The sequence below is a fragment of the Enterococcus sp. AZ109 genome (genome assembly GCF_051714625.1).
Taxonomy (GTDB): Bacteria; Bacillota; Bacilli; order Lactobacillales; family Enterococcaceae; genus Enterococcus_A.
In genome coordinates this window covers 1625078-1650061 of sequence record NZ_JBIOSF010000001.1, presented here as the reverse complement: position 1 = coordinate 1650061, position 24984 = coordinate 1625078, and the positions used below count along the sequence as shown (strand labels likewise).

Below are 24984 nucleotides of genomic sequence, written 5' to 3'. Positions count from 1 at the left end.
CAATTAATGAAACTTCATGAATTAAAACCTGCAGAAGGTTCTCGTAAAGTGCGTAATCGTGTCGGTCGCGGAACATCATCAGGTAACGGTAAAACTTCTGGTCGTGGACAAAAGGGTCAAAACTCTCGTTCAGGTGGAGGCGTACGTTTAGGCTTTGAAGGGGGACAAACTCCTTTATTCCGTCGTTTGCCAAAACGTGGATTTACTAACGTAAACCGCAAGGAATACGCTGTAGTAAACTTAGATGTTCTCAATCGCTTTGAAGATGGAACAGAAGTAACCCCAGTTGTCTTAGTAGAAGCTGGAATCGTTAAAAACGAAAAATCTGGAATCAAAGTATTAGCTAAAGGTTCTCTAGATAAAAAGTTAACAGTTAAAGCGACAAAATTTTCGAAAGCTGCACAAGAAGCAATAGAAGCTGCAGGTGGATCAATCGAGGTGATCTAATGTTTAAACTTTTAAAAGACTCTTTTAAGGTAAAAAACATCCGATCTCGTATTCTATTTACGGTACTTATCCTACTTGTTTTTAGAATCGGTGCTCAAATCACTGTACCTGGTGTAGATGCCAGAGGCTTGCAAGGCTTGAGTGAAATGCCATTTTTCAGAATGTTGAATATGGTCAGCGGCTCAGCTATGCAAAACTTCTCAATCTTCTCTATGGGGGTATCCCCTTATATCACAGCATCCATTGTAATTCAATTATTGCAAATGGATATTGTGCCTAAATTTGTTGAATGGTCCAAGCAAGGGGAAGTAGGACGGAAGAAGTTGAACCAAGCCACTCGTTACTTAACGTTGGTTTTAGCGTTCATCCAATCAGTTTCTATTACCGCAGGGTTTAACTATTTTGCTCAATTTGGCTTCGTGCCAGATAATGATATGCAAACCTTTGTAACTATCGGTGTCATCTTAACGGCTGGTACGATGGTTGTTACTTGGCTAGGTGAACAAATTACGGAAAAAGGAATCGGAAATGGCGTTTCGATGATTATCTTTGCGGGGATCGTTTCACGGTTGCCACAAAGCATCGTAGACATTTACGAAGACTATTTCGTAAATATTGAATCCAGTGAAATTTGGAAATCTGCTATCTTTGTTGTCATATTAGTACTGGCAATGCTATTAATTATTGTCTTTGTTACTTTCTTTCAACAAGCAGAACGAAAAATTCCAATTCAATATACTAAACAAGTTGTTGGAGCACCAACTAGCAGTTATTTGCCATTAAAAGTAAATGCTGCCGGGGTTATTCCGGTTATCTTCGCTAGTTCGTTTATTGCAACACCTAATGCAATACTGCAAGCTTTAGCAAATCGCTATGGCGCAGAGGATTGGTTTGAGGTTTTAAGAAACCTCTTTAGTTATAACACGGTACCAGGTGCAACGATTTATACTGTTCTGATTGTTGCCTTCACCTTCTTCTATGCCTTTGTTCAGGTTAATCCCGAAAAATTGGCAGAGAACTTGCAAAAACAAGGAAGTTATATTCCGCGTGTGCGCCCAGGTAAGGGAACAGAAGAATACGTTTCGCAAATCTTAATGCGTTTAAGTGTAGTTGGTGCGATTTTCTTAGGACTAATTGCCTTAATTCCAATCATTGCTCAAATGGTTTGGGACTTGCCTCAATCGATTGGATTGGGTGGTACCAGCTTGCTGATCGTGGTAGGGGTAGCGTTGGAGACTGCGAAACAGTTAGAAGGACTTATGTTGAAACGACGTTATGTCGGTTTCATGGATGCAGAGTAAGTGGGTTGAGGGGTTCCTCAACACCCTTCTCGCTTCGCATTATAAGGAGGGAAAACAATGAACCTCATCTTAATGGGGCTGCCTGGTGCAGGTAAAGGAACTCAGGCTGAAAGAATTGTAGAAACATACAATATTCCACACATCAGTACTGGTGATATGTTCCGTGAAGCAATTAAAAACGAGACTGAACTCGGATTAAAAGCAAAATCCTTTATGGATGCAGGGAATTTGGTCCCAGACGAAGTAACTAACGGAATCGTGAAAGAACGTCTAGCACAACAGGATACTGATAAAGGTTTCTTGTTAGATGGTTTCCCACGTACGTTGGATCAAGCAGAAGCACTAGCTGCGATGCTTGAAGACTTGAACAAAAAGATCGATGCTGTGATCGAAATTCAAGTTGCTGAATCAGTGTTAGTTGAACGACTAGCAGGACGCTTTATTTGTCGAAATTGTGGAGCGACTTATCATAAGATATTCAATCCTACAAAAGTCGATGGAACCTGTGATCGCTGCGGCGGCCATGAGTTTTATCAACGTGATGATGATAAGCCTGAAACGGTTAAGAATCGTTTAGCTGTGAATGTAAAAGCAAGTGAACCTATCTTAGCTTTCTACAATGAAGCAGGTCTGTTATATCCAGTCGACGGAGATCGAGACATTGATGCCGTATTTGCGGATGTAGAAAAAATCATTGCAAAATAGTTTTTACTACCGACTTGAAAAATGCAGTTTGTCTTGCCAAGTTTAATGTTTTATGATAGAATATGTCAGTCCGACTTCTAACTAGAAGTGAAACTTAAAAATTAAGGTGGGAACTGCAGTTTCCGCCATTTTATCGTGTGAAAATGCGAAACAAAAACAAGGAGGTACTCTGCGTGGCAAAAGATGATATGATCGAAATCGAAGGAACAGTCGTCGAAACTTTGCCGAATGCAATGTTTAAAGTCGAATTGGAAAATGGGCACGAAGTACTTGCACATGTTTCCGGTAAAATTCGGATGCATTATATTCGAATCTTGCCGGGGGATAAAGTAACTGTTGAACTTTCTCCTTATGATCTAAGTCGTGGTCGCATTACCTATCGCTTTAAGTAAATTGTACTCCGTAAAACTTCAGGAGGTATTATCATGAAAGTAAGACCATCAGTAAAACCAATGTGCGAACATTGTAAAGTGATTCGTCGTAACGGACGAGTTATGGTGATTTGCCCAGCAAATCCAAAACACAAACAACGTCAAGGATAATTGGAGGTGTAATTTAATATGGCTCGTATTGCAGGAGTAGATATTCCTCGTGATAAACGCGTAGTAATTTCTTTAACTTATATTTTTGGGATTGGAAATACTACAGCGAAACAAATTTTAGCCGATGCTGGCGTATCTGAAGACATTCGTGTACGTGATTTAACGAACGAACAAACAGACGCTATTCGTGCAGAAATTGATAAATTAAAAGTTGAAGGTGACCTTCGTCGTGAAGTCAACCTAAACATCAAACGCCTGATGGAAATCGGTTCTTACCGTGGAATCCGTCATCGTCGTGGATTACCAACTCGTGGTCAAAACACGAAAAACAATGCGCGCACTCGTAAGGGTCCAGCTCGCGCGATTGCCGGTAGGAAAAAATAATTAGTGAAGGAGGTTAAATCTTCATGGTAGCAAAGAAAGTTAATCGCAAACGTCGTGTGAAGAAGAATATTGAGTCAGGAATTGCTCACATTCATTCGACTTTTAACAATACAATCATCATGATTACTGACACAAACGGTAATGCTCTAGCTTGGTCTTCTGCTGGTTCATTAGGCTTCAAAGGAAGTAAAAAATCTACTCCTTTCGCTGCTCAAATGGCTGCTGAAACAGCTACAAAAGCTGCAATGGAACATGGTTTGAAAAGTGTTGAAGTGACTGTTAAAGGACCTGGTTCTGGTCGTGAAGCAGCAATTCGTTCATTGCAAGCAACAGGTTTGGAAGTAAGCGCAATTCGTGACGTGACTCCAGTACCTCATAATGGATGCCGCCCTCCAAAACGCCGTCGTGTTTAATGAGTGCCCCTCTCACTATGAGTTATACAGGAACGTCATTGAACAAGACACTTTTCGTTTTGAAAGGGGTAAATGATAAGAATGATTGAATTCGAAAAACCAAGAATCACAAAAATTGATGAAGACAGAGATTATGGCAAGTTCGTTGTTGAGCCTCTAGAAAGAGGTTATGGAACTACTTTAGGTAATTCTCTACGTCGTATTCTACTTTCTTCTTTACCTGGTGCTGCTATCACTAATATTCAAATTGACGGCGTACTGCATGAATTCTCTACTGTAAAAGGTGTAAGAGAAGACGTTGTACAAATTATCTTGAATATCAAAGGTTTAGCGTTAAAATTATTCACCGAAGAAGAAAAAACCCTTGAGATCGATATTACTGGACCAGCTACGGTCACTGCCGGCGATATTATCGTTGACAGCGACGTTGAAATCTTGAACAAAGATCTGTACATTTGTACAGTTGCTGAAGGCGCAACATTCCACGCTCGCCTAACAGTAAGACCTGGTCGAGGTTATGTTCAAGCAGACGAAAATAAAAAAGAAGATATGCCTATCGGTGTACTTCCTGTCGATTCTATCTACACACCTGTACGTAAAGTCAACTACCAAGTTGAAAATACACGTGTTGGTCGTAGAGATGATTTTGATAAATTAACGATGGAAATTTGGACAGACGGTTCGATCATTGCACAAGAAGCGTTAAGCTTAGCTGCGAAGATTTTAACTGAACATTTGGACATCTTTGTAAATCTAACAGATGAAGCAAAAAATGCGGAAATCATGGTAGAAAAAGAAGAGACTCAAAAAGAAAAAATGTTGGAAATGACCATCGAAGAACTAGATTTGTCTGTACGTTCATACAACTGTTTGAAACGTGCCGGAATCAATACGGTTCAAGAATTAACGAATAAGTCTGAACCTGAAATGATCAAGGTTCGTAATTTAGGTCGTAAATCACTTGAAGAAGTGAAAGCTAAATTACACGATTTAGGCCTTGGCCTACGTAAAGACGATTAATATTGTTGACAAAGGAGGGAAACCTACGTGAGTTATCGTAAATTAGGACGCACATCTAGCCAACGTAAAGCTATGTTGCGTGACTTAACAACTGACTTAATTATCAACGAACGCATCGTAACGACTGAAGCTCGTGCGAAAGAAATTCGTTCGACAACTGAAAAGATGATTACCTTAGGAAAACGCGGAGATCTTCATGCACGTCGCCAAGCTGCAAGCTTTGTACGTAATGAAACCGCTGGTGTTCGCGAAGTAAACGAAGAAATCGTTGTTGAATCTGCTTTACAAAAGCTATTTAACGACATTGCTCCTCGTTACGCTGAACGTCAAGGTGGATACACTCGTATCTTAAAAACAGAACCTCGTCGCGGCGACAACGCCCCTATGGTTGTTATTGAACTTGTTTAATAATCACTCTTCACTTTAAGATGATTCTTTTAGAGTGTTATGATGTTGGAGAGCAATCTCCGAGTCTAGCTCAGCGCAGCTTCCCAGATTTATCTGGGAAGCATGCACTCATCATAAAGTGTTTTTTTGTACCCTGATTTCCTGTCAAGACATCAAGGTATCAAAAAGCATTTTAAGAAGAACGGATTGAAAAAAGACCATTTTTTTGCTAGTCTTAGAACAGGTTTTGCAGGAAACGAAATATATGTAAATGAAGGGTGCTGTCATGGATCCAATTATTGAGATCAATCAGATTGAATTTAGTTACCAAGAAGATACGCCACCAGCATTAAAAGATGTTTCTTTTACGATAAATAGAGGTGAATGGATCGCCATCGTCGGGCATAATGGTTCAGGTAAATCTACCTTAGCTAAAACGATCAATGGTTTGCAAATGCCGCAAAAGGGCAGTGTGAAGGTTGGTGGGCAACTGCTCTCTGAAGAGTCCGTGTGGGATATTCGACGGATGGTAGGGATGGTTTTTCAAAATCCAGACAATCAATTTGTTGGAGCAACAGTAGAAGATGATGTGGCCTTTGGTTTAGAAAATCAAGGCATTGAACGCAGCGAAATGCAAAAACGAGTAGCGAATGCATTGGAACAAGTAAAAATGACTTCTTTTGCGACGCGTGAACCTGCTCGCTTATCTGGTGGACAAAAGCAGCGGGTAGCAATAGCGGGTGTTGTGGCATTACGACCAGATATCATTATTTTGGATGAAGCGACTAGCATGCTAGATCCTGAAGGCCGAGAAGATGTCATTGCAACAATTCGCCAAATTAAAAATGAAAATGAATTGACCGTTATTTCCATTACGCATGACATTGATGAGGCGGCTAGCGCCAATCGAATTTTAGTCATGCGAGAAGGGCAACTCTATCAAGAGGGAACACCTGAAGAGATTTTTTCAGCTGGTCCTGAACTTGTTACTTTAGGACTTGATTTGCCATTTCCGGAAAAATTAAAAATGGCGCTGAAGAACCGTGGGGTTGATGTCCCAACTACCTATTTGGATGAAGAAGGGATGATGGACTGGTTATGGACATCCGTTTTGAAAAAGTAAGTTATGTTTATCAACCCAATACTCCCTTTGAACAGCGAGCGCTTTTTGACATTGATTTAGCGATTGAAGAAGGATCTTATACAGCATTAGTAGGACATACTGGAAGTGGAAAGTCGACACTTTTGCAGCATTTGAATGCCTTGTTGAAACCGACCGATGGACAAGTGAAAATTGGTGATCGTATAATTACGCCGACCACTGATAATAAAAATCTAAAGCCTGTTCGTAAAAAAGTAGGGATTGTCTTCCAATTTCCTGAAGCACAGCTATTTGAAGAAACCGTTGCTAAAGATATCGCATTTGGTCCTCAAAACTTTGGCGTTAAAGAAGATGAGGCGATGAATCTAGCGGCAGAAATGCTGAGTTTGGTGGGGTTAGATGACAGCTATTTGGAGCGTTCACCTTTTGAATTGTCTGGTGGGCAAATGCGTCGGGTAGCGATTGCTGGAGTATTAGCAATGCAGCCAGAAGTACTCGTCTTAGATGAACCAACAGCTGGATTAGATCCAGCGGGGCGCAAAGAAATGATGGAAATATTCTGGCGTTTGCATAAAGAACGCAATATGACCATCGTTTTGGTCACCCATTTAATGGATGATGTAGCGAACTTTGCTAATTATATGTATGTGTTGGAAAAAGGACAAGTGGTTAATAGTGGAACGCCACAAGCCGTCTTTCAAAATGTTGAATGGTTGAAAGAAAAGCAGCTTGGGGTACCAGCAGCTAGTGCCTTTGCTGAAAAGATGCAAGAAAAAGGGGCACACTTTACTCAGCTGCCTTTGACTGAAACTGAATTAGCCGATTGGATTGTTCGTGAGGCAGGAGGTATTGCCCATGATGAATAAATTAATTTTTGGACGGTATATTCCTGGAGATTCGCTGATTCATCGCTTGGACCCCCGAGCAAAGCTGGTAGCAAGTTTCTATTTTATTGGGATTATCTTTTTAGCCAACAATTGGCAAAGTTATTTGTTTCTTGGAGCGTTCACTTTGTTTGCGGTGATGCTGTCTAAAGTAGATTTGAGCTTTTTTATTCGCGGGGTACGACCACTCATCTGGTTGATTTCGTTTACGGTGATTTTACAGATGCTCTTTACTCGAGGCGGAACGCTCTATTGGTCTTGGGGAATTTTTAGTCTCTCTGAGTATGGGATTCAAAATGGACTATTTATTTTTTGCCGCTTCATTTTGATTATTTTTATGTCCACATTGCTAACGTTAACAACACCACCGTTATCGATGTCAGACGCAATAGAGTCGCTTTTAGGACCTTTTCGTGTGGTACATGTTCCTGTTCATGAAATTGCGTTGATGCTGTCTATCGCGCTGAGGTTCGTTCCTACACTAATGGATGAGACCGAGAAGATCATGAATGCCCAAAGAGCTCGTGGTGTAGACTTTGGTGAAGGTAATTTGATCCAAAAAGTCAAAGCAGTGGTTCCCTTGTTAATTCCGTTATTTGTCAGCAGTTTTAATCGGGCTGAAGATTTGGCAACAGCGATGGAAGCGCGAGGTTATCGTGGTGGTGAAGGTCGTAGTAAGTACCGGATACTGAAATGGTCTGGCCGAGACACAGCAGTAATCGTTGTTTTTCTAATAGTTACTGTGGTGCTAGTCTTTTTCCGTAGTTAAATGTACTAGTAATTGATATAAATAATATCCGAACTATTATTTAGCTGATGCTCTGATTGGTAGGAGCAATACTAAGATGGTTCGGTTTTTTTCATTTTATGAGAATAAATCGCTTTTTAGGAGAGAATTTATGGTTAGATATAAGGCAGTGATTGCCTATGATGGTACGCACTTTCATGGATTTCAGAAGCAGCCGAACGGTCGAACGGTGCAATCAGAAGTAGAGAAAACGTTGCAGAAAATGAACAATGGATTACCGGTAACTATCTTTGGCTCAGGTCGTACAGATGCGGGGGTGCATGCAATCGGTCAGGTGATTCACTTTGATTTTCCTCAGAAGCGTCCGGAAGAACGAATGCGTTTTGCTTTGGATACACAAACACCTGAGGACATTGCGGTGCGCTCAGTTGAGATTGTAACCGAGGATTTTCATGCACGGTATGATGTAGTAGAAAAGACCTATCATTTTAAAGTGCAGATTCAAAAACCGCGTAGTCCTTTCCGACGGTTTTATGCATCTTACTATCCTTACCCGTTGAACTTAGAGAAAATTCAGCAGGCATTGCCTGATTTGTTAGGAACCCATGACTTTACTTCTTTTTGTGCAACTGGGGGCTCAATCGAAGATAAGGTGCGGACGATTTATCAAGCGGACATGGAACTCAGCTCGGACGGTAGTGAGATAACCTTTATTTTTCGCGGCAATGGTTTCTTATACAAGATGATTCGAATCTTGGTTGGAACATTGTTAAAAATCGGCAATGACCGTCTGCCCGTTGATAGTATTCCTAGAATTATTGCTCAGAAGGACCGTAATGCAGCAGGTCCGACTGCGCATCCAGAAGGGTTATACTTAGCTGAAGTAAAATACAAAAAATAATAACAGGGATCAATAGCGATAAAAGCTATTGATTCTTTTTTTTGTACATTCGCACAATAAATTGTCAATAAATATGCTTAAAGTCATATTATTTGATAAAAAAAACTAACTCTTGTTACACTATTTGTATATTCAGAAATAGAAAGAGGAGGAATTATTATGAATAGAGGACTTAGAAGATATTGGCAGGTGGACGGAAGAGAAGCAGGATACAATATTTCCTGGGGATCAATTTTTGCCGGAGTTGTAACATTTTTTGCACTTTTATTTACATTTTCATTAATTGGTTCAGCGATTGGTTTTGGTATGGTGGAACCGACATCTAACAACCCATTAGATGGTGTTGGCACCGGTGTGCTGATTTGGACAGTTGTAACGATGGTATTATCATTCTTTGGTGCTGGATTAGTTTCAGGGATTGCGGCTAGAAGAGTTGGTTTGCTTCATGGATTTCTAACTTGGGCTACTAGCGTTTTTGCGTTGATTGCTATTTTGTCATATGTCACGATCGGGGCTTTTTCAGCTGTGGGTTCATTACTAGGCAACGTTACTTCAGCTATTGGAGACGGTGTAGAAACGGTTGCTTCAGGAGCTGGCGATGCTATTACTCAAGGCTTTGAAGATGTATCTGGCAATATTAGTTCTGTCGACACGCAAAATGTCCAAAATGAGGTGGAGGAAGTATTACAGGATACCGATATCCCTGAACTTCAACCAAATTATTTAAGAGATCAATTATCAGCAACTACAGATGAAATTACGGAAGCTGGTAAACAAATCGTAACCAATCCCGACAATTCAGACCAAATCATTAGTGATTTATCCAATCGTTTAGAAGAGCGAGCACAAACAATCGGCGATTCTGTTGATGAGCAAGCAATTGCCAATGCAGTAGAATCTAATACAGATTTGAACCAACAAGAAGCCGAAGAAGCAACGCAAAATATTGTTAACGGCTTGCGCACAGCGTCTGATGAAGCTCAAACACAAGTAGAGAATGCTAGAAACGCATTAAATCAAGCGCAGGATGATTTAGATGATGCGATCCAAGAAGCACGTCAAACAGCCGATGAAGCAGCCACAGCGACTTCGCAAGCCTCTATCTGGGCCTTTGTTGCAATGATCTTAGGTTTAGTGTTAACTGCGGCAGCTGGCTACTTGGGTGCAAACATGGTAAAAGATCCTGTCATTGAAGATAAAATGTAAAAAGGATTGTTGAATAGGTAAAGAGATAAAAGCACGTACGTAGACACTTAACGAGGATACGGCGCTTTCAATCCTCTGGGAAAAAGGCGTAGAACATGATTCTAACGCCTTTTTTCTTGATTCTAACGAGGTCTAGTTTTTTATAATTGGAAAGTTTGTTAAACCAACGTTATCTATGTTGGGCTTCCTTGGCTAATTTTGTCGGATTAAGTGGAAAATTGATAGAAACTTGTGGATCAGTTTATCTCAGTTTTAGTTTCCCAATGTTTAGCAAGTTTGCGAAGTCTTTCTTAGTACATGCCGAAAAAGGAGGAAATGCAATGAAAAGAACGGCACCAGGTAAGTTTTCCGGCGGGTTTATTTTTGCCCCGTCGACAGAAGCGTTTAAAGAGAAGTGGAAGGTTGAACAACGTGAGGTGATCACGTTTATTCCAGAACGGGTATATGTTCCTATGCAGCAGCATATTGGGGCTCCAGCAGAAGCAGTAGTTGAAGTCGGAGATCATGTGATGGCAGGGGATTTGATTGCCGAAGCTGGGGGATTCGTCAGTGCTAATACCCATGCGACGATTTCAGGAACAGTCATAGATATTTTGGATTGGCCGGATAATTCTGGCAGTGAGGTACCTACGATTGTAATTAAAAAAGAAGAAAATGAAGTTCGTGAAGCACCAGAAAAGACGAAAAGTTTTGATCATTTGGATAAAGAGGCGTTGATCGAACGTGTTTCTGACGCTGGTGTTGTTGGTATGGGGGGCGCGACTTTTCCTACCCATGTCAAGTTGACAGTCGATGATGATGTGGAAGTTGAAACAATTGTCCTAAATGGGGCTGAATGTGAACCATTTTTAGAAGCGGATAATCTATTAATGCAAGTAGAAAGTGCCAAAGTATTGACCGGTGCGCGAATTGCCCAAAAGATTTTAGGTGCAAAAAAAGTCATTGTTGCCATTGAAGATGATAAGCCGGATGCTATTAAGAAGATGAAAGAAGCGGCAGCTGATTTTTCTGATGTAACGGTAGAAACGGTTCGTACTAGTTATCCTCAAGGCGGAGAGAAACAGTTGCTGGAAGGTCTGTTAGGCGTAGAAGTGGATTTGGACGGATTGCCGGTAGATTCAGGTGTCTACTTGATGAACGTGGCAACTTCAGCAGCTGTGGCCGATGCGGTGGAAAGACAGGAGCCGCTGATCAATCGTTTTTGCACAGTAACTGGAGATGTGCAAAAGAAGCAAACAGTCTCTTGTCCGATCGGCACTTTGACTGGCGATTTGATTGATTTTTGTGAAGGCTTTGTCGGCGATCCGCGAAAAATTTTTGTGGGTGGACCGATGATGGGACAATCCATTGATACGTTAGAGGTGCCGATTACCAAATCCAGCAATGGTTTGGTTGTGATAAATACAGAGCATGCCATGTATTATGAGGAAAGTCCTTGTATTCGTTGCAATTTATGTGCGGAGGTTTGTCCGATGCGCTTAGAACCGCAAAATCTGGATTTGTTTTATCGTGCGGGAGAATTCAAACGTTGTCAGGATTTGATGGCAGAAGCCTGCATTAATTGTGGTGCTTGCACGTATGTTTGTCCAGCAAGACGTGATTTGGCTAAGAATATCACGGCGGCTGCGGCTAAGATTGAAAAATTACAGGAGGCCTAAGACGATGAAAAATGACGAAAAACAAGTAGATCACGTTTCTGGCAAAAGTGCTGAGATATTTGCCAAAGCGCAAAAAAATGTTCCGCCACCCGAAGCGAATCCGCATATTCGCGGCGATTATACGACTAGAAAAATTATGATGTGGATGATAATTGCTCTGGTTCCGTCAATGTTAGGAGCGGGGTATTATTTCGGTGTTCGGGTGTGGGGATTGTATCTAGTGGCGATCGTTACGGCTCAGTTAAGTGAAATTTTATGGTTTAAGCTATGTAAAAAAGAATTAACGTGGGATCTTAGTGCAGTAGTGACGGCGATTTTATTGACGGCAAATATGCCGCCTTCTGCACCTTGGTATTTTCCGGCAATTGGTTCTGCCTTTGCCATTATTGTTGTGAAAGAATTTTTCGGCGGAATCGGGTTCAATTTTATCAATCCGGCTTTAGGTGGCCGGGCCCTGTTGGTTGGCTTATTCTTTACTGAAATGTTCAAAATCAGTTGGCCAGACCCACCCTTTAATCGAATTAGTCCGGATGTTGTTTCTAGTGCGACGCCTTTAGAAATTTTGAATAGTGGGGGAAGCTTGTCAGGACAAGAGTTGTTTAATACCTTTATCGGAAATATTGGCGGACGTTTAGGTGAGACTAGTACGCTGTTGATTTTAATTGGTGCGGCGATTTTGCTTTACAAGAAGATCATTCATCTGCGAATTCCGCTAACTATGCTAGGAACAATTGCGGTAATTGCCTTTGTCTTTGATGGACAAAACTTTTTCACAGCGGATTTAAATACGGTTTTGGGCTATGTCTTTAGTGGTGGTGCGGTGTTCGGAGCTTTCTTTATGGCCACCGATTATGCGTCGACTCCTTCCACTCGAGCTGGTGAGTATCTGTTCGCCTTTTGTTGTGGTTTGCTGGTGATGGTTTTCCGGTATTACGGTGTGACAGAAGAAGGTGTTAGCTACAGTATTTTGATTATGAACTGCTTAACGCCATTGATTGATTATGTTTTGCGTAATCGGGTGCTAGGTGAAGCAGGCAATCAACTGCTGAACATCAAGTGGAACAAGTAGAAGGAGGGAACAGAAGATGACGATAGCGAATCGGTTGGTATTTTTTATCTGTATTTTGCTTACCTGTTATTGTGCACAGAAATACAAGCAAAAAAGCGTGCCGGCAGAAGGTCCGAGTCCAGTTGCGCGAACTGCCTATAGTGCTGTACTAAATTATCTAGCTTATTGTGTGGCAGGTTTTCTTTTTGCGGTATTGGTGACACAGGTAGGAATTCCGGGAACCGAAAGTGTAATGGAGCTTGTCTATGCTGGCGGAGTTGCGTTAGTGATTAGCGGTATTACGTTATTTGCACCCAAGCATAAAATATTTTTGACTATTGATCTGAAAAAGATGATGGTAGCAGTCGTCTTTTTGTTAAGCACAGCGACTTTTTCACGGATTGAAGCCGTAGACGTGGCTGACTTCATGTACCAAGTGATTATCTACGGTGCGATGTATTTTGTGTTCAGTGTGGCTTATATTGGTGCGTTGGATCGGATGTCAATGGCAACCATCCCCAAGTTTTTAACCGGTGTGCCGATTGGGATTATCACCATGTTTTTAATGTACCTAAGTTTTTCATTCTTTAATGGTGTCTTTTTTGGCTATTTATTTTAATAGAAGGAAGGGTTTTGAATGAGTTTAAAAGATCAAGTAGCCATTGTAACGGGTGGCGCTTCTGGCATGGGGGCAGCCATTGCCGAAACTTTGGCGGCTCAAGGGGCAAAAATAGTTATTGCTGATTTGGATATGAAAGCGGCAGAAGAGTTAGTTGAAAAATTAGAACAAGCAGGTGGCTCGGCTTTAGCAGTGGAAACGGATGTTAGTGACCAAGCAGCACTAGAAAAAATGTTTAAGAAAACAGTAGATGAATTTGGCACCTTGGATATTTTGATTAACAATGCGGGGGTTATGGACGGTCGCGAAGCTGTTCATGATGTCACGGATGAGCTTTGGGAAAAAGTAATGGCGACCAATTTGAACAGTGTATTCTATACGTCACGTTTAGCGTTAGATATCTTTTTAAAAAAAGAAGCGGGTGTCATTTTGAATATCGCATCAGTTGCTGGTTTACATGGTGCTAGAGGTGGTGCAGCCTATACAGCAGCCAAGCATGCGATCGTGGGCCTTACTCGTAATACGGCTTATATGTACGCAAAAAAAGGTATACGAGCGAATGCAATCGCACCTGGAACAATTGATACTGGTATTTTAGATTCCGATTCTTCTGATGATGCTAATGAATTTGGTGAGAAACGTCAAGACTTAGGCAAGGGAACTAATCCCCGTTCAGGAGATCCCGAGGAGATTGCTAAAGCAGCTTTGTTCTTGGTTTCTGACGATGCCAGCTTTGTAAATGGTGATGTCTTAGTAGTCGATGGCGGCTGGACAAGCTATTAGACAAATAAATAGGCACTTAAGATGTCAAAAAGCATCTTAGGTGCCTATTTATTCGTTATTTTTGCAAAGGTATTTGGTTATTAGCTTTGCGCCTTAACCAATAAAGATAAAGAACAAATAATAAAATCGAAACTACAAAGGAAATGGCACCTGGAATAAATCCTTCAGGTGTGTAAGTAAAGGTCACCTTATGTTTCCCCTTTTCGATTGGAATGCTGACAAAGGCATCTTCAAAGGCAGTGATAGCGACTGCTTTTCCATCAACTTTAGCTTTCCAGCCTTCATCGTAAGGAATGGTGGTTACCAGTGTCTGATCTTCATCGGCAGTCACTGTACCAGAGGCGCTATTTTTACCGACGCTCATCGCTACACCATTTTCCTGAATTTTACGACTGGCTAAATGATAATTCACCGTATTTAAAGCGAGAACCTGCGGATTTTGGAAGCTGACAGAGTCAGTTCCATAGAAACTAGCAGTGAAGGTCACGTAGGTTTCCGTTGGATAGTATCCTAAGTCATAGTACTGGCCATTGATGTTGATTTGTGTTTTACGGGTACGGCCATTCACTGTGACACTAGCAGTGGAGCTTTCCAGTTCACCGAAATCATAAGGGAACAAGCTTAAGTACGCTTGGGTATTGGCGGGTACTCGGACTTGCCAGGTCACTTGTTTAGCGACATTATTTTCTTCCTCTGTAATAGTCATGATATTGCCAGTATTAGTAATCAGAGCATTTTCAGTCCCCACCTCTTGAATAGGTAAAAATTGATAATACTGATAATTTTCTTCAGCCAAGGCATTGTATAACTGCGTTTGTGTACCTAAGTTGTCATTTGGTAAGGGTTTAAGGTCCGTTACGTCTTTTGGTGCTGTAAAAGCCAACGGAAGCTGGTAATCATTTTCGTATAAATGATAGTCGCCTTCTTTTCCTACCTGACTAAAGCCATATTTTGCCAAGTCATCGGTTTTAGCAATATTATATTTAATCCCCGTAAAGGAGTCCATTAGCAACGTATTGTTCGGGTAACGAATATTCAAATTAGTTCCTCTTGAACGAAAGCCTAGCTGATCTAGATAGCCAGAAGAGTGGCGATTACGAATCGAAGAGAACATACTGATACCGCTGTAGCCGTAATTGAAAGCATCGTTAGAAGAAACGGGATCGAGATTTTCCAAGCGATAAAAGCTGTCGCTTTCTTCTTTTGTCTGATCTACCAGTGATTTAATGTTAGGGTAAGGATCGGTGTACAGACTGCGGGATGCATAGTTCCAGTCGTTCAAAACACCATGAATCATAGCGTTCCCGTTTACGAAGGCCTCCGTTCCCATTAACAATAAAAATAAAACAGTCATGGTTTTAAGCGGAATCCGCTTGAAGTAGTGTCCCGTCAAAATCAGCGCGTAAAAAGCTAAAAAAGCCAGAGAAACATACAAGGAATAGTTTGCGATATAATCATAGTCTTTGCCCTTCATTCCCCAAAAAATTGAGATAACGGCAATCATCATTAGTAAAATGGCCACTAGCTGAACACTGTTTTCCTGCGTGAGCTTTTCCCATCCCCAAGCGCCTAACGTAATGATCAAGAAAGAGAGCAGATAGGCATAACGGAACAAGAACATATTTGGTGCATGCATTCCGTGCCAAAATAGATTCATTGGTACAATGTAAAAACTGGCGATTAATAAAGCCGCAACAAAGCCATAAAGAACCTTGTTTTTCCAAGGAACCTTTTTGGAGACAAAATAAAACAAACAAAGTGCCAAAGGAAATAGACCAATGTAAATGAAAGGAATCGATCCATACTTCGTGGTATCGTAAACGCCGACCATATTTTTTGCTACAAAGTCCCACCAACCTGTTGCTTCTGTTTTTAATTGAGTGATTTTCGTTAATTCTTCTCCGTTGGTTCGCAAATCAACGATAGCCGGTAAAATCATAATCATCGAAGCAAAACCAGCTAATAGCGAAGTAATACCGTAAGGAACGATACTTTTTTTATAGTATTTCCAGTTGGTCAGCAGGCGAGCCATAAAATAAAGAACTGAAAAGACGCCGATCATAAACCCCATATAAAAGCTGGTTAAAAACAACATTAAATAGGAAACAAAAAGCACAGTCGGTTTTTGTTTGTCCATAATCCGGTTGATCCCTAGGATAACTAATGGCAAGTAAACAAAAGCATCCAGCCACATAATAATTTCCGAATGGGCTGTGGCAAAGGACATTAAAGCATAGCTGGTACTTAGCGCAACCTTTGACCAATCAGGTAATCGGAAGCTTTCTTTTGCATAAAACCAGAAAGCCAATCCTGCTGAACCAATTTTCAATAAAGTGATGACATATAAAGCATCCGGCATATACTGATTAGGAAAGAAAATTACCAAAGGAGTAAAGAACCCTCCCAAGTAATAGGAAACTAGCGAGAGATAGTTCAGCCCCATCGAAGCATTCCAAGTATAAAATAAGCCTTGTTTCCCTAGCAGCATATTTCTAAAGCTGGCATGGAAGTTGGAAAATTGGGAAAAGGCATCACTAGCTAAGATACTTCGGCTAGAGCCAGGATAAATTCCAAGGGTTAAATAAGCAATCATCATTAATATAAAAGGTATTCCAAAGCTGGCTAATAAGTACCAGCGGTTTTCACGAAGATATTTTTTCAAAAGGGTCACCAAATTTCTATCAACTATCAATATATATAGAAGTTTACCATAGATGAAAAGAATTGAAGAAGAAGATCATCCGAAAGAAGTGTTAAAAATTCTTGAAGAAAAAAGCGCAGCAAGCCATCTTGTAGAAAAAAGACAGTTTGCTGCGCTTTTGCTTAGAAAAATAAAAAACCGTTCAGTCGAACGGTTTGGTTGTGTTCGATTAATTTGAATTAAACGCGCTCAACTTTTCCAGATTTCAAAGCACGAGTTGACACCCAAACTTTTTTAGGTTTGCCGTCGATCATTACACGAACTTTTTGTAAATTAGGTTTTACAGTACGTTTTGTTGCATTCATAGCGTGTGAACGGTTGTTACCGCTGCTTGTTTTACGACCAGTGAAATAGCAAACTTTTGCCATGTTTTGTTTCCTCCTTTTGCCTTGATATTGGAGCGCTTCTTTGGCTCATACTAAAATAATTTAGCACAAAAGAAATAAAATAGCAAGTATATTTTCTAAGAAAGATTGACAAGACGGGTTTTTGCAGGTAAATTAGACTCTGTTAGCTCAAAAGTGGAAAAGTTGCAAGTACAATAGTCAGGCTTTTAGTCGAACTTCCTTTTAATTGCATAGGGGCTATGATAAAATATTATAGTAGAAAAAATGGGCAATTAGGCCTATTTAAGGAGGCTAACAATAATGGCTGTGAAGATTAATACCCAAACAGGCATGATCGAAATTTCCAACGATGTCATCGCAACAGTAGTCGGTGGGGCAGTAACCGACGTTTTCGGAATTGTCGGTATGGCAAGCAAAAAACAAATTAAAGACAATATTACTGAAATTTTACGTAAAGAAAACTATTCCCGCGGGGTCGTCGTGCGTCAAGAAGAAAATGGAATCGCGGTTGATGTGTATACTATCGTCAGCTATGGAACAAAAATTTCTGAAGTATCCCGCAACGTACAAGAAAAAGTGAAGTACAATCTTGAAACGTTACTAGGTGTGACAGCCAATTCAGTGAATGTATTTGTCCAAGGTGTACGTGTACTGCCAGATTAGGCAGTGTTCTTAAGGAGGATTATCTAAGTGAAGGTAACAGAAATCAGCGCGAGCCAATTCCAAGAAATGGTAGAGGCTGGCGCTAAACGTCTGCAGAATAATGCAGAATATGTCAACTCATTAAATGTTTTTCCGGTGCCAGACGGCGATACTGGAACCAATATGAATTTATCTATGACCAGTGGTGCAACTGCAGTGGTTAACTCCCCTTCTGAAAAAGTCGGTGAATTAGCAAATGTGTTAGCTAAAGGGTTGTTAATGGGCGCTCGCGGCAATTCAGGTGTCATTTTGTCGCAATTATTCCGTGGTTTTTCTAAAGAAATTCCTGATGTCGTAACGTTAAACGCCCAAGACTTCGCTAAAGCCTTAGTTCATGGTGTTGAGACTGCCTACAAAGCAGTGATGAAACCTGTTGAAGGAACGATTCTAACCGTGTCTCGTGAAGCAGCCAAAGCTGCTGATCGCAAAGCCAAGCAAACCGATGATGTGATTGAAGTATTAGAAGCCGTGGTAAAATACGGAAAACGAGCATTGGATAAAACACCTGAAATGCTGCCAGTTTTAAAAGAAGTCGGCGTAGTGGATAGCGGCGGACAAGGTTTGCTGTTTATTTATGAAGGATTCTTAAGTGCACTAAATGGCGAATATTTCTCTGATGAAGCCTTTGAACCAAGTCCTGCTGAAATGGATGAAATGGTAAATGCTGAGCATCACCGTAGTGTTCAAGGCCATATGGCAACTGAAGACATCAAATTTGGCTACTGTACTGAAATCATGGTGCAGCTAGGTCAAGGTCCGACTGTCGACAGTGAATTCGATTACGATACTTTCCGTAATTATTTAGACGGAATAGGCGACTCTTTATTAGTTGTAAACGATGACGAAATTGTCAAAGTACATGTGCATACTGAACATCCTGGTGAAGTCATGAATTACGGTCAAAAATTTGGTTCATTGGTTAAAATCAAAGTCGATAACATGCGAGTACAGCATGAAACGATTTTGGAGCACGATGAGCAAGTTGCTGAATTTGAAGGAACCGCCAGCACTGAGCGCAAACCTTATGCAGTAATTGCTATTGCAGCAGGTGAAGGCGTAAAAGAACTGTTCAAAAGCTTAGGCGTTTCTTACGTCATCAGTGGCGGACAAACGATGAACCCAAGTACACAAGACATCTTGAAGGCAATCAAGGAAGTTAATGCCGATCAAGTAATTGTATTACCTAACAATAAAAACATCTTTATGGCAGCCGATCAAGCTGCTGAAGTAGCAGATGTTCCAGTTGCTGTTGTACCTAGTAAAACTATTTCTCAAGGAATGACAGCTATGCTGGCTTTCAATGAAGAACATAGCTTAGAAGACAACAAAACTGCCATGTCCGAAATGTTAGAATCAGTCGTCAGTGGACAAATTACGAATGCAATCCGAGATACATCAATCGATGGCGTAGAAATTCACGAAGGTGATTATCTTGGCATGATCGATGGTAAGATTGTCTTATCTGAAGCTGACTTGTTCCAAACGACCTTGGACACCTTAAAACGAATGATCACTGCTGATATTGAGATCATCACTATCATTTATGGTGAAGAAGGTACCAAAACACAAGCCCAACAATTAGCAGAAGCGATCGAATCCATGGATGCTGATTTAGAAGTTGAAATCCACGAAGGAAATCAACCTGTATATCCTTACTTGCTTTCAGCTGAATAAACCAAAGAGGCCGGGATTTCCCGGCCTTTTTTTATCTTAAGTTTTTACGATAGGAGGAATTGTATGACGTTGCAAGATAGTGTCAGTGTTTTACCAGGAGTTGGTCCCAAACGAGCGCAAAATCTTGCGGAGTTAGGCATCCTCACGGTTGAAAACCTGCTAAGCTACTATCCTTTCCGCTATGAAGATATTCAGGAAAAGAATCTGCTGGAAATTAACGACCAGGAAAAAGTTACCCTAAAAGGAGTGGTCGTCTCAGCACCGGTATTAAATCGGTTTGGCTACAAAAAGAGTCGGCTGCAATTTCGCATGATGCAGGATCATGCCGTATTCACGGTTTCCTTCTTTAATCAGCCTTATCTGAAGGATAAAGCTGAAGTAGGTGAAGAAATTGCTGTTTATGGAAAATGGGACGCAAAGCGCAAAGCCTTAACGGGGATGAAAATTCTTGGCGGTAAACAGACTGAAGAGTTTGCACCGATTTATCATGTATCAAAATCAGTCCGACAGAGCACGATAGTTGAGCTGATTAAAGTAGCTTTTGAAAAATACGGCAATGAGATTCCAGAGAATCTACCAGCCTATCTATTGGAAAAATACCGTCTGATTCCACGAAGACAGGCAATGTTTGCGATGCATTTTCCTAAAAATCCTGAAGAAAGTCGACAAGCTAAGCGGCGAGTAGTTTTTGAGGAATTCTTCTTGTTCCAAATGCGCATGCAAGGCTTGAAAAACAGTGAACGCAGTGAGAAGAATGGAATCTCAATTAGATATGACGTGCAGCGCCTGAAAAAATTTACGCAAAGCTTGCCATTTGAGTTAACTGATGCGCAAAAACGAGTAACCAACGAAATCTGTTATGATTTGCGCAGTAAAAAGCACATGCAGCGATTGTTACAAGGAGATGTAGGTAGTGGAAAAACGGTAGTTGCGGCAATTGCGCTGTATGCTACCATGACTGCTGGATTTCAAGGGGCATTGATGGTACCTACAGAAATCTTGGCGCAGCAGCATTTAGAAAGTTTAACCCAGCTCTTTGATCCGTTAGAAGTCAGCATTGCTTTGTTAACGGGCTCTACTAAGACGCGAGAACGTAAAGTTATTTTAGAAGCGCTAGCCAATGGTGAGATCGATGTGATTGTCGGTACTCATGCATTGATTCAAGACAATGTTCAATTTGCTAAGCTAGGATTAGTAATCACCGACGAACAGCATCGTTTCGGTGTTAATCAACGCCGGGTGCTGCGAGAAAAAGGATTGCATCCCGACGTGCTCTTTATGACGGCCACGCCGATTCCGCGAACGTTAGCGATTACGGCTTATGGCGAGATGGATGTCTCGATTATTGATCAAATGCCAGCTGGTCGAATCCCAGTAAAAACTAGTTGGATTAAGCCAAAGCAGTTGGATCATACCTTGGATTGGGCACGGCAAGAGCTCCAACGAGGACACCAAATCTATGTGATTTGTCCCTTAATTGAAGAATCAGAGGCACTGGATGTCCAAAATGCGACTGAAATTTATGAACAGCTAAAAGCCTTTTATGCGCCCGATTACCAAGTGAGTCTGTTGCACGGTAAGATGAAAAATGCTGAAAAAGAAGCAATTATGGAAGAATTTAAGGATAATCGAAGTCAGATATTAGTCTCAACGACTGTAATTGAAGTCGGAGTAAATGTTCCGAATGCTACAGTCATGTTTATTATGGACGCTGAACGTTTCGGCTTGGCCCAATTGCATCAATTAAGAGGGCGAGTAGGACGGGGATCAGAAGCCTCTTATTGTATTTTAGTGGCTAGTCCGAAAAATGAGCTAGGTAAAGAGCGAATGAAGATTATGACGGAAACCAACAACGGTTTTGTCTTAAGTGAGAAGGACTTGGAGCTACGTGGTCCCGGAGAAGTATTTGGCTTCCGTCAATCCGGTTTGCCTCAGTTTATCATTGCTGACTTGGTGAATGACGCCAATGTTCTAGAAGTAGCTCGCGATGAAGCAACCGCTATTTGGCAAGTTGAAAATTGGCAGGTCCAACCGGAATATTCGCCATTGGATCAAGTGATCCAGCCAACACAAAGCGGTGAAACATATTTCGATTAGTGTGCTATACTAAAATAAAAATCAAAGGAGTGATGCTCAAATGAGAATCGCAGTTGATGCGATGGGTGGCGACTTTGCCCCACAAGCAATTGTGGAAGGTGTTATGCTGGCAAAGAAAAATCATCCAGACATTGAGTTCCAATTATACGGAAAAGAAGACGCAATCCGTCAATATATTACCGATGAAACCAATATTACCGTTATTCATACAGATGAAAAAATTAACAGTGATGATGAACCGGTTAAGGCAATTCGCCGTAAAAAAACCGCTTCGATGGTATTGGCAGCTCAAGCAGTTAAAGAAGGCCGAGCTGATGCCATCTTCTCGGCAGGAAATACCGGAGCTTTGTTAGCAGCAGGCTTGTTCATTGTTGGCCGAATTAAAAAAATCGAACGACCTGGTTTAATGTCTACGATGCCTGTTTTAACTGGTGATCTAGGCTTTGATATGTTGGATTTAGGAGCGAATGCTGAAAACAAGCCCGAGCATTTGCACCAATATGCGATCTTAGGTTCTTTTTATGCCAAGCATGTTCGGGGCATTCAAAACCCACGGGTAGGACTTTTGAACAACGGCACAGAAGAAACGAAGGGCAGTGAATTAACTAAGCAAGCATATCAACTGCTGCAAGCTGAAAAAAGCATTAACTTCATTGGTAATGTAGAAGCGCGGGAATTATTAAACGGTGCTGCCGATGTAGTAGTTACAGACGGCTTTACTGGTAACGCAGTATTAAAAACTATTGAAGGAACAGCAATGGGCTTAATGCAATTAATTAAAGGCAGTATTAATGATGCAGGGACTAAAGGGAAATTTGGCGCCTTGTTATTGAAGGATACATTGTACAGTTTGAAGGACAAATTAGATTATTCTTCCCATGGCGGTGCTGTACTATTTGGTCTAAAGGCCCCAGTAATCAAAACGCATGGCTCTACGGGTCCTGAAGCGGTTTCTCACACGATTTCACAAATTCATACGATGCTGGAGACCGATGTTGTGGGTCAATTGGTCCAGTTCTTTGAGTTAGAGCAATAAATGCTCTAAACGTGGAATTTACCGAAAAAGGTAGACAAACCCTTGAAACACCAGTAAAATGTACAATGATCTTCTGGTAGTTGATTTGGAAATGAAGTTAATCGTATGGAGGTGAATGTTGTTGACGCGCGAAGAAGTATTTGGCAAAGTGGCGGAGATAATCTCTAATCATTTTGAATTAGACAAAGAAAAGGTAACACCGGAGTTAAGTATCAAGGACGATTTAAATGCGGACTCAATCAGTATCATGGAATTTATTTTAGAACTAGAAGATGAATTCGGAACAGAAATTTCTGATGACGAAGCAGAAAGAATTGAAACCGTTGGTGCAGCAGTTGATTACATTTTAGAACACCAAGGATAAGAACAAAAGCGCAGAATCGCAGGATTTTGCGTTTTTTTCGTCATCTTTTAAATCAAAGGAGTTGATTGAAATGAAAGCTATTGATATGCATTGCGATACGATCATGAAAATCTATCAGACACCCGCAGCCCATTTGCGGGAAAATGAATTTCAAATTGATCTAAAAAAAATGAAGGAAAGTGGCACGGTTCTACAAAATTTCGCCATGTTTGTTCCTTTAGATGAAGTGGACGATCCTTATCAGGTTTGTCGGGAAATGATCGCCTGCTATAATAAAGAGCTATCTAAGAATAAGGAGCTAATTCGTCCAATTACGACTATGTCTGATTATGAGGCCAATCAACAAAAGGGACGACTGAGTGCTCTGTTGACGATGGAAGAGGGCGCACCTTTGGCTGGGCGCTTAGATCGATTACAGGAGTTCTATGATTTAGGTGTGCGGATGCTGACGTTGACTTGGAATTTTGAAAACGAAATCGGATACCCCAATACAATTTATTGGGACGATGCCCAACAAAAATTAAATGCCATTCAACAAGGACTAACAGAAAAAGGGATTGCTATTGTTCGACGAATGGAAGAGCTAGGGATGATTATTGATGTTTCCCACGGTTCTGATCAGCTAGTACGAGATGTGTTGACTTATACAAAGCGTCCATTTGTGGCGAGTCATTCTAATGCACGGGCGATTTGCAACCATCCACGAAATTTGCCAGATGAGCTGATTCGAGGAATTGCTGAACGTGGGGGTGTGATAGGGATGAATTACTACGAAGCCTTTATTCGACCTGCTGGCAGCCAGCAATCATTGGTGGAAGGTTTGGTAGCTCACATCAAACATGTTATCCAAGTAGGCGGTATCGAGTGTATCGGATTAGGTTCTGATTTTGATGGTATAGAAGAGAATCCTGAATTGGCTGACATTCGTTCTATTCAAAAAATTCAGCATGGGCTGAAGACAGCGGGATTTTCTACAAGTGACATTGAAAAGATTTTTTATCAAAATGTAGAACGTTTATACCGTGAATTGTTAGTTTAATGAAGAACCGTTCGAGAACTTTTTTCGCGAGCGGTTCTTTTATTTGAACACGGCAGCAGCAGTTGTTTTTCAAGTTTTTCTTACTATTATCGCTTCTCGTTTAAAAATCCGTAAAAAAACAGTATAATAGATCGTGATGTAAAACTTTAAAAAAGGAATGTAGCCAATGGATACGCAATTGATCATCGAGTTAAAAGAACGCTATGGCATTGTCTTTCAAGATGTCACGTTACTAGAACAGGCTTTTACCCATTCGTCCTATGTCAATGAGCACCGAAATATGCAGCTTTCTGATAATGAGCGTTTAGAGTTTTTAGGAGATGCAGTATTAGAGCTTCAAGTTTCTCATTATTTATATCGTCAATATCCAGATGTGCCAGAAGGCAAATTAACTAAATTGCGTTCGGCGATTGTTCGGGAGGACAGCTTGTCTAAATTTGCGAAAGAATGTCATTTTGATCAATACGTATTGTTAGGCAAAGGGGAAGAAAACTCTGGCGGCCGCAATCGCGCATCGTTATTATGCGATCTTTTCGAGGCCTTCTTAGGAGCTTTGTATTTGGATCAAGGTTATGAAACAGCCCTTCACTTCATTCAAACAGTTATCTTTCCTAAGATTGAAGCTGGCGAATTCACTCGAGAAATGGATCATAAGACCCGATTGCAGGAAGTTTTGCAAAAAAGTGGGGATGTGACGATCGAGTACCGGTTGGTTAGTGAAGAAGGGCCCGCCCATGAAAGGACCTTTTCGATTGAAGTTTATGTAGACAATCGTTTAATTGGTTCGGGCAAAGGGAAGTCAAAGAAATTAGCAGAACAAGATGCTGCAGCCAAAGCCTTGGCAGCACTTAAAGTATAATTGGAGGTACACCTTTC

At 41.0% G+C, this 24984-nt stretch carries 28 protein-coding genes; 26 read left to right on the top strand and 2 right to left on the bottom strand.

Translation table 11 applies throughout. From position 1 onward, the window contains the following. Positions 1–6: 6 nt before the first annotated feature. The 18 genes from rplO (at position 7) to IGI42_RS07695 (ending at position 14148) form a co-directional block, all read left to right on the top strand. A complete protein-coding gene (gene rplO / locus IGI42_RS07780; RefSeq protein WP_207672749.1) occupies positions 7–447 on the top strand; it encodes a 50S ribosomal protein L15 in 441 nt (146 codons plus the stop codon). Continuing rightward, positions 447–1748, top strand: a complete 1302-nt coding sequence (gene secY / locus IGI42_RS07775; RefSeq protein WP_438715262.1) for a preprotein translocase subunit SecY — start codon at positions 447–449, stop codon at positions 1746–1748. Before rplO ends, secY begins: the two co-directional genes overlap by 1 nt. 57 nt (positions 1749–1805) lie before the next feature. After that, the gene (locus IGI42_RS07770) at positions 1806–2453 is read left to right on the top strand and encodes an adenylate kinase (protein ID WP_438715261.1); all 648 of its coding nucleotides are present in this window, start codon (positions 1806–1808) and stop codon (positions 2451–2453) included. A 173-nt stretch (positions 2454–2626) separates the two neighbouring features. After that, complete coding sequence (gene infA, locus IGI42_RS07765; protein ID WP_010756460.1) at positions 2627–2845, top strand: translation initiation factor IF-1; 219 nt, start codon at positions 2627–2629, stop codon at positions 2843–2845. Between the two features lie 33 nt (positions 2846–2878). Then, complete coding sequence (gene rpmJ, locus IGI42_RS07760; RefSeq protein ID WP_010742772.1) at positions 2879–2995, top strand: 50S ribosomal protein L36; 117 nt, start codon at positions 2879–2881, stop codon at positions 2993–2995. Positions 2996–3013: 18 nt separating this feature from the next. Then, positions 3014–3379, top strand: a complete 366-nt coding sequence (gene rpsM / locus IGI42_RS07755) for a 30S ribosomal protein S13 (RefSeq protein ID WP_438715260.1) — start codon at positions 3014–3016, stop codon at positions 3377–3379. Positions 3380–3402: 23 nt separating this feature from the next. Next, complete coding sequence (rpsK, locus tag IGI42_RS07750; RefSeq protein ID WP_438715259.1) at positions 3403–3792, top strand: 30S ribosomal protein S11; 390 nt, start codon at positions 3403–3405, stop codon at positions 3790–3792. Positions 3793–3873: 81 nt separating this feature from the next. Further along, entirely contained in the window at positions 3874–4812 is a 939-nt protein-coding gene (locus IGI42_RS07745) for a DNA-directed RNA polymerase subunit alpha (RefSeq protein ID WP_438715258.1), read from the top strand. Positions 4813–4839: 27 nt separating this feature from the next. Continuing rightward, entirely contained in the window at positions 4840–5220 is a 381-nt protein-coding gene (gene rplQ, locus IGI42_RS07740) for a 50S ribosomal protein L17 (RefSeq protein ID WP_438715257.1), read from the top strand. A 265-nt stretch (positions 5221–5485) separates the two neighbouring features. After that, on the top strand, positions 5486–6322 hold the full coding sequence (locus IGI42_RS07735) for an energy-coupling factor ABC transporter ATP-binding protein (RefSeq protein WP_438715256.1): 837 nt from the start codon (positions 5486–5488) through the stop codon (positions 6320–6322). Continuing rightward, positions 6298–7167, top strand: coding sequence for an energy-coupling factor ABC transporter ATP-binding protein (locus IGI42_RS07730; RefSeq protein ID WP_438715255.1), 870 nt, complete (start codon positions 6298–6300; stop codon positions 7165–7167). Before IGI42_RS07735 ends, IGI42_RS07730 begins: the two co-directional genes overlap by 25 nt. Beyond that, on the top strand, positions 7157–7954 hold the full coding sequence (locus IGI42_RS07725) for an energy-coupling factor transporter transmembrane component T family protein (protein ID WP_438715254.1): 798 nt from the start codon (positions 7157–7159) through the stop codon (positions 7952–7954). Before IGI42_RS07730 ends, IGI42_RS07725 begins: the two co-directional genes overlap by 11 nt. Before the next feature lie 130 nt (positions 7955–8084). Next, positions 8085–8834, top strand: a complete 750-nt coding sequence (gene truA, locus IGI42_RS07720; protein WP_438715253.1) for a tRNA pseudouridine(38-40) synthase TruA — start codon at positions 8085–8087, stop codon at positions 8832–8834. A gap of 159 nt (positions 8835–8993) precedes the next feature. Further along, positions 8994–10040, top strand: a complete 1047-nt coding sequence (locus tag IGI42_RS07715; RefSeq protein WP_438715252.1) for a hypothetical protein — start codon at positions 8994–8996, stop codon at positions 10038–10040. 320 nt (positions 10041–10360) lie between these two features. Continuing rightward, the gene (rsxC, locus tag IGI42_RS07710; protein ID WP_438715251.1) at positions 10361–11698 is read left to right on the top strand and encodes an electron transport complex subunit RsxC; all 1338 of its coding nucleotides are present in this window, start codon (positions 10361–10363) and stop codon (positions 11696–11698) included. Positions 11699–11702: 4 nt separating this feature from the next. After that, the gene (locus IGI42_RS07705) at positions 11703–12767 is read left to right on the top strand and encodes an RnfABCDGE type electron transport complex subunit D (protein WP_438715250.1); all 1065 of its coding nucleotides are present in this window, start codon (positions 11703–11705) and stop codon (positions 12765–12767) included. A gap of 16 nt (positions 12768–12783) precedes the next feature. Further along, complete coding sequence (locus IGI42_RS07700) at positions 12784–13365, top strand: hypothetical protein (RefSeq protein ID WP_438715249.1); 582 nt, start codon at positions 12784–12786, stop codon at positions 13363–13365. Positions 13366–13383: 18 nt separating this feature from the next. Beyond that, complete coding sequence (locus IGI42_RS07695; protein WP_438715248.1) at positions 13384–14148, top strand: SDR family oxidoreductase; 765 nt, start codon at positions 13384–13386, stop codon at positions 14146–14148. Between the two features lie 55 nt (positions 14149–14203). Here IGI42_RS07695 and IGI42_RS07690 read toward each other — a convergent pair whose 3' ends face one another. Beyond that, positions 14204–16810, bottom strand: coding sequence for a YfhO family protein (locus tag IGI42_RS07690; protein WP_438715247.1), 2607 nt, complete (start codon positions 16808–16810; stop codon positions 14204–14206). A 52-nt stretch (positions 16811–16862) separates the two neighbouring features. Here IGI42_RS07690 and IGI42_RS07685 point away from each other — a divergent pair, with 52 nt between their 5' ends. Further along, the gene (locus IGI42_RS07685; protein WP_438715246.1) at positions 16863–17027 is read left to right on the top strand and encodes a hypothetical protein; all 165 of its coding nucleotides are present in this window, start codon (positions 16863–16865) and stop codon (positions 17025–17027) included. A gap of 1 nt (position 17028) precedes the next feature. Here IGI42_RS07685 and rpmB read toward each other — a convergent pair whose 3' ends face one another. Beyond that, positions 17029–17217, bottom strand: a complete 189-nt coding sequence (gene rpmB / locus IGI42_RS07680) for a 50S ribosomal protein L28 (RefSeq protein ID WP_010756473.1) — start codon at positions 17215–17217, stop codon at positions 17029–17031. 279 nt (positions 17218–17496) lie between these two features. Here rpmB and IGI42_RS07675 point away from each other — a divergent pair, with 279 nt between their 5' ends. From IGI42_RS07675 to rnc, 7 genes are all read left to right on the top strand, one after another. After that, positions 17497–17859, top strand: coding sequence for an Asp23/Gls24 family envelope stress response protein (locus IGI42_RS07675; protein ID WP_438715245.1), 363 nt, complete (start codon positions 17497–17499; stop codon positions 17857–17859). A 27-nt stretch (positions 17860–17886) separates the two neighbouring features. After that, on the top strand, positions 17887–19572 hold the full coding sequence (locus tag IGI42_RS07670; protein WP_438715244.1) for a DAK2 domain-containing protein: 1686 nt from the start codon (positions 17887–17889) through the stop codon (positions 19570–19572). A 63-nt stretch (positions 19573–19635) separates the two neighbouring features. Then, the gene (recG, locus tag IGI42_RS07665) at positions 19636–21669 is read left to right on the top strand and encodes an ATP-dependent DNA helicase RecG (RefSeq protein WP_438715243.1); all 2034 of its coding nucleotides are present in this window, start codon (positions 19636–19638) and stop codon (positions 21667–21669) included. 40 nt (positions 21670–21709) lie between these two features. Next, positions 21710–22705, top strand: a complete 996-nt coding sequence (plsX, locus tag IGI42_RS07660) for a phosphate acyltransferase PlsX (protein ID WP_438715242.1) — start codon at positions 21710–21712, stop codon at positions 22703–22705. A 121-nt stretch (positions 22706–22826) separates the two neighbouring features. After that, positions 22827–23069, top strand: a complete 243-nt coding sequence (acpP, locus tag IGI42_RS07655; RefSeq protein ID WP_278252590.1) for an acyl carrier protein — start codon at positions 22827–22829, stop codon at positions 23067–23069. Between the two features lie 70 nt (positions 23070–23139). Continuing rightward, entirely contained in the window at positions 23140–24108 is a 969-nt protein-coding gene (locus tag IGI42_RS07650; protein ID WP_438715241.1) for a dipeptidase, read from the top strand. Positions 24109–24274: 166 nt separating this feature from the next. After that, positions 24275–24967 carry a ribonuclease III gene (gene rnc / locus IGI42_RS07645; protein WP_438715240.1) on the top strand — a complete coding sequence of 231 codons (693 nt, stop codon included), beginning with the start codon at positions 24275–24277 and terminating at the stop codon, positions 24965–24967. Positions 24968–24984: the final 17 nt, after the last annotated feature.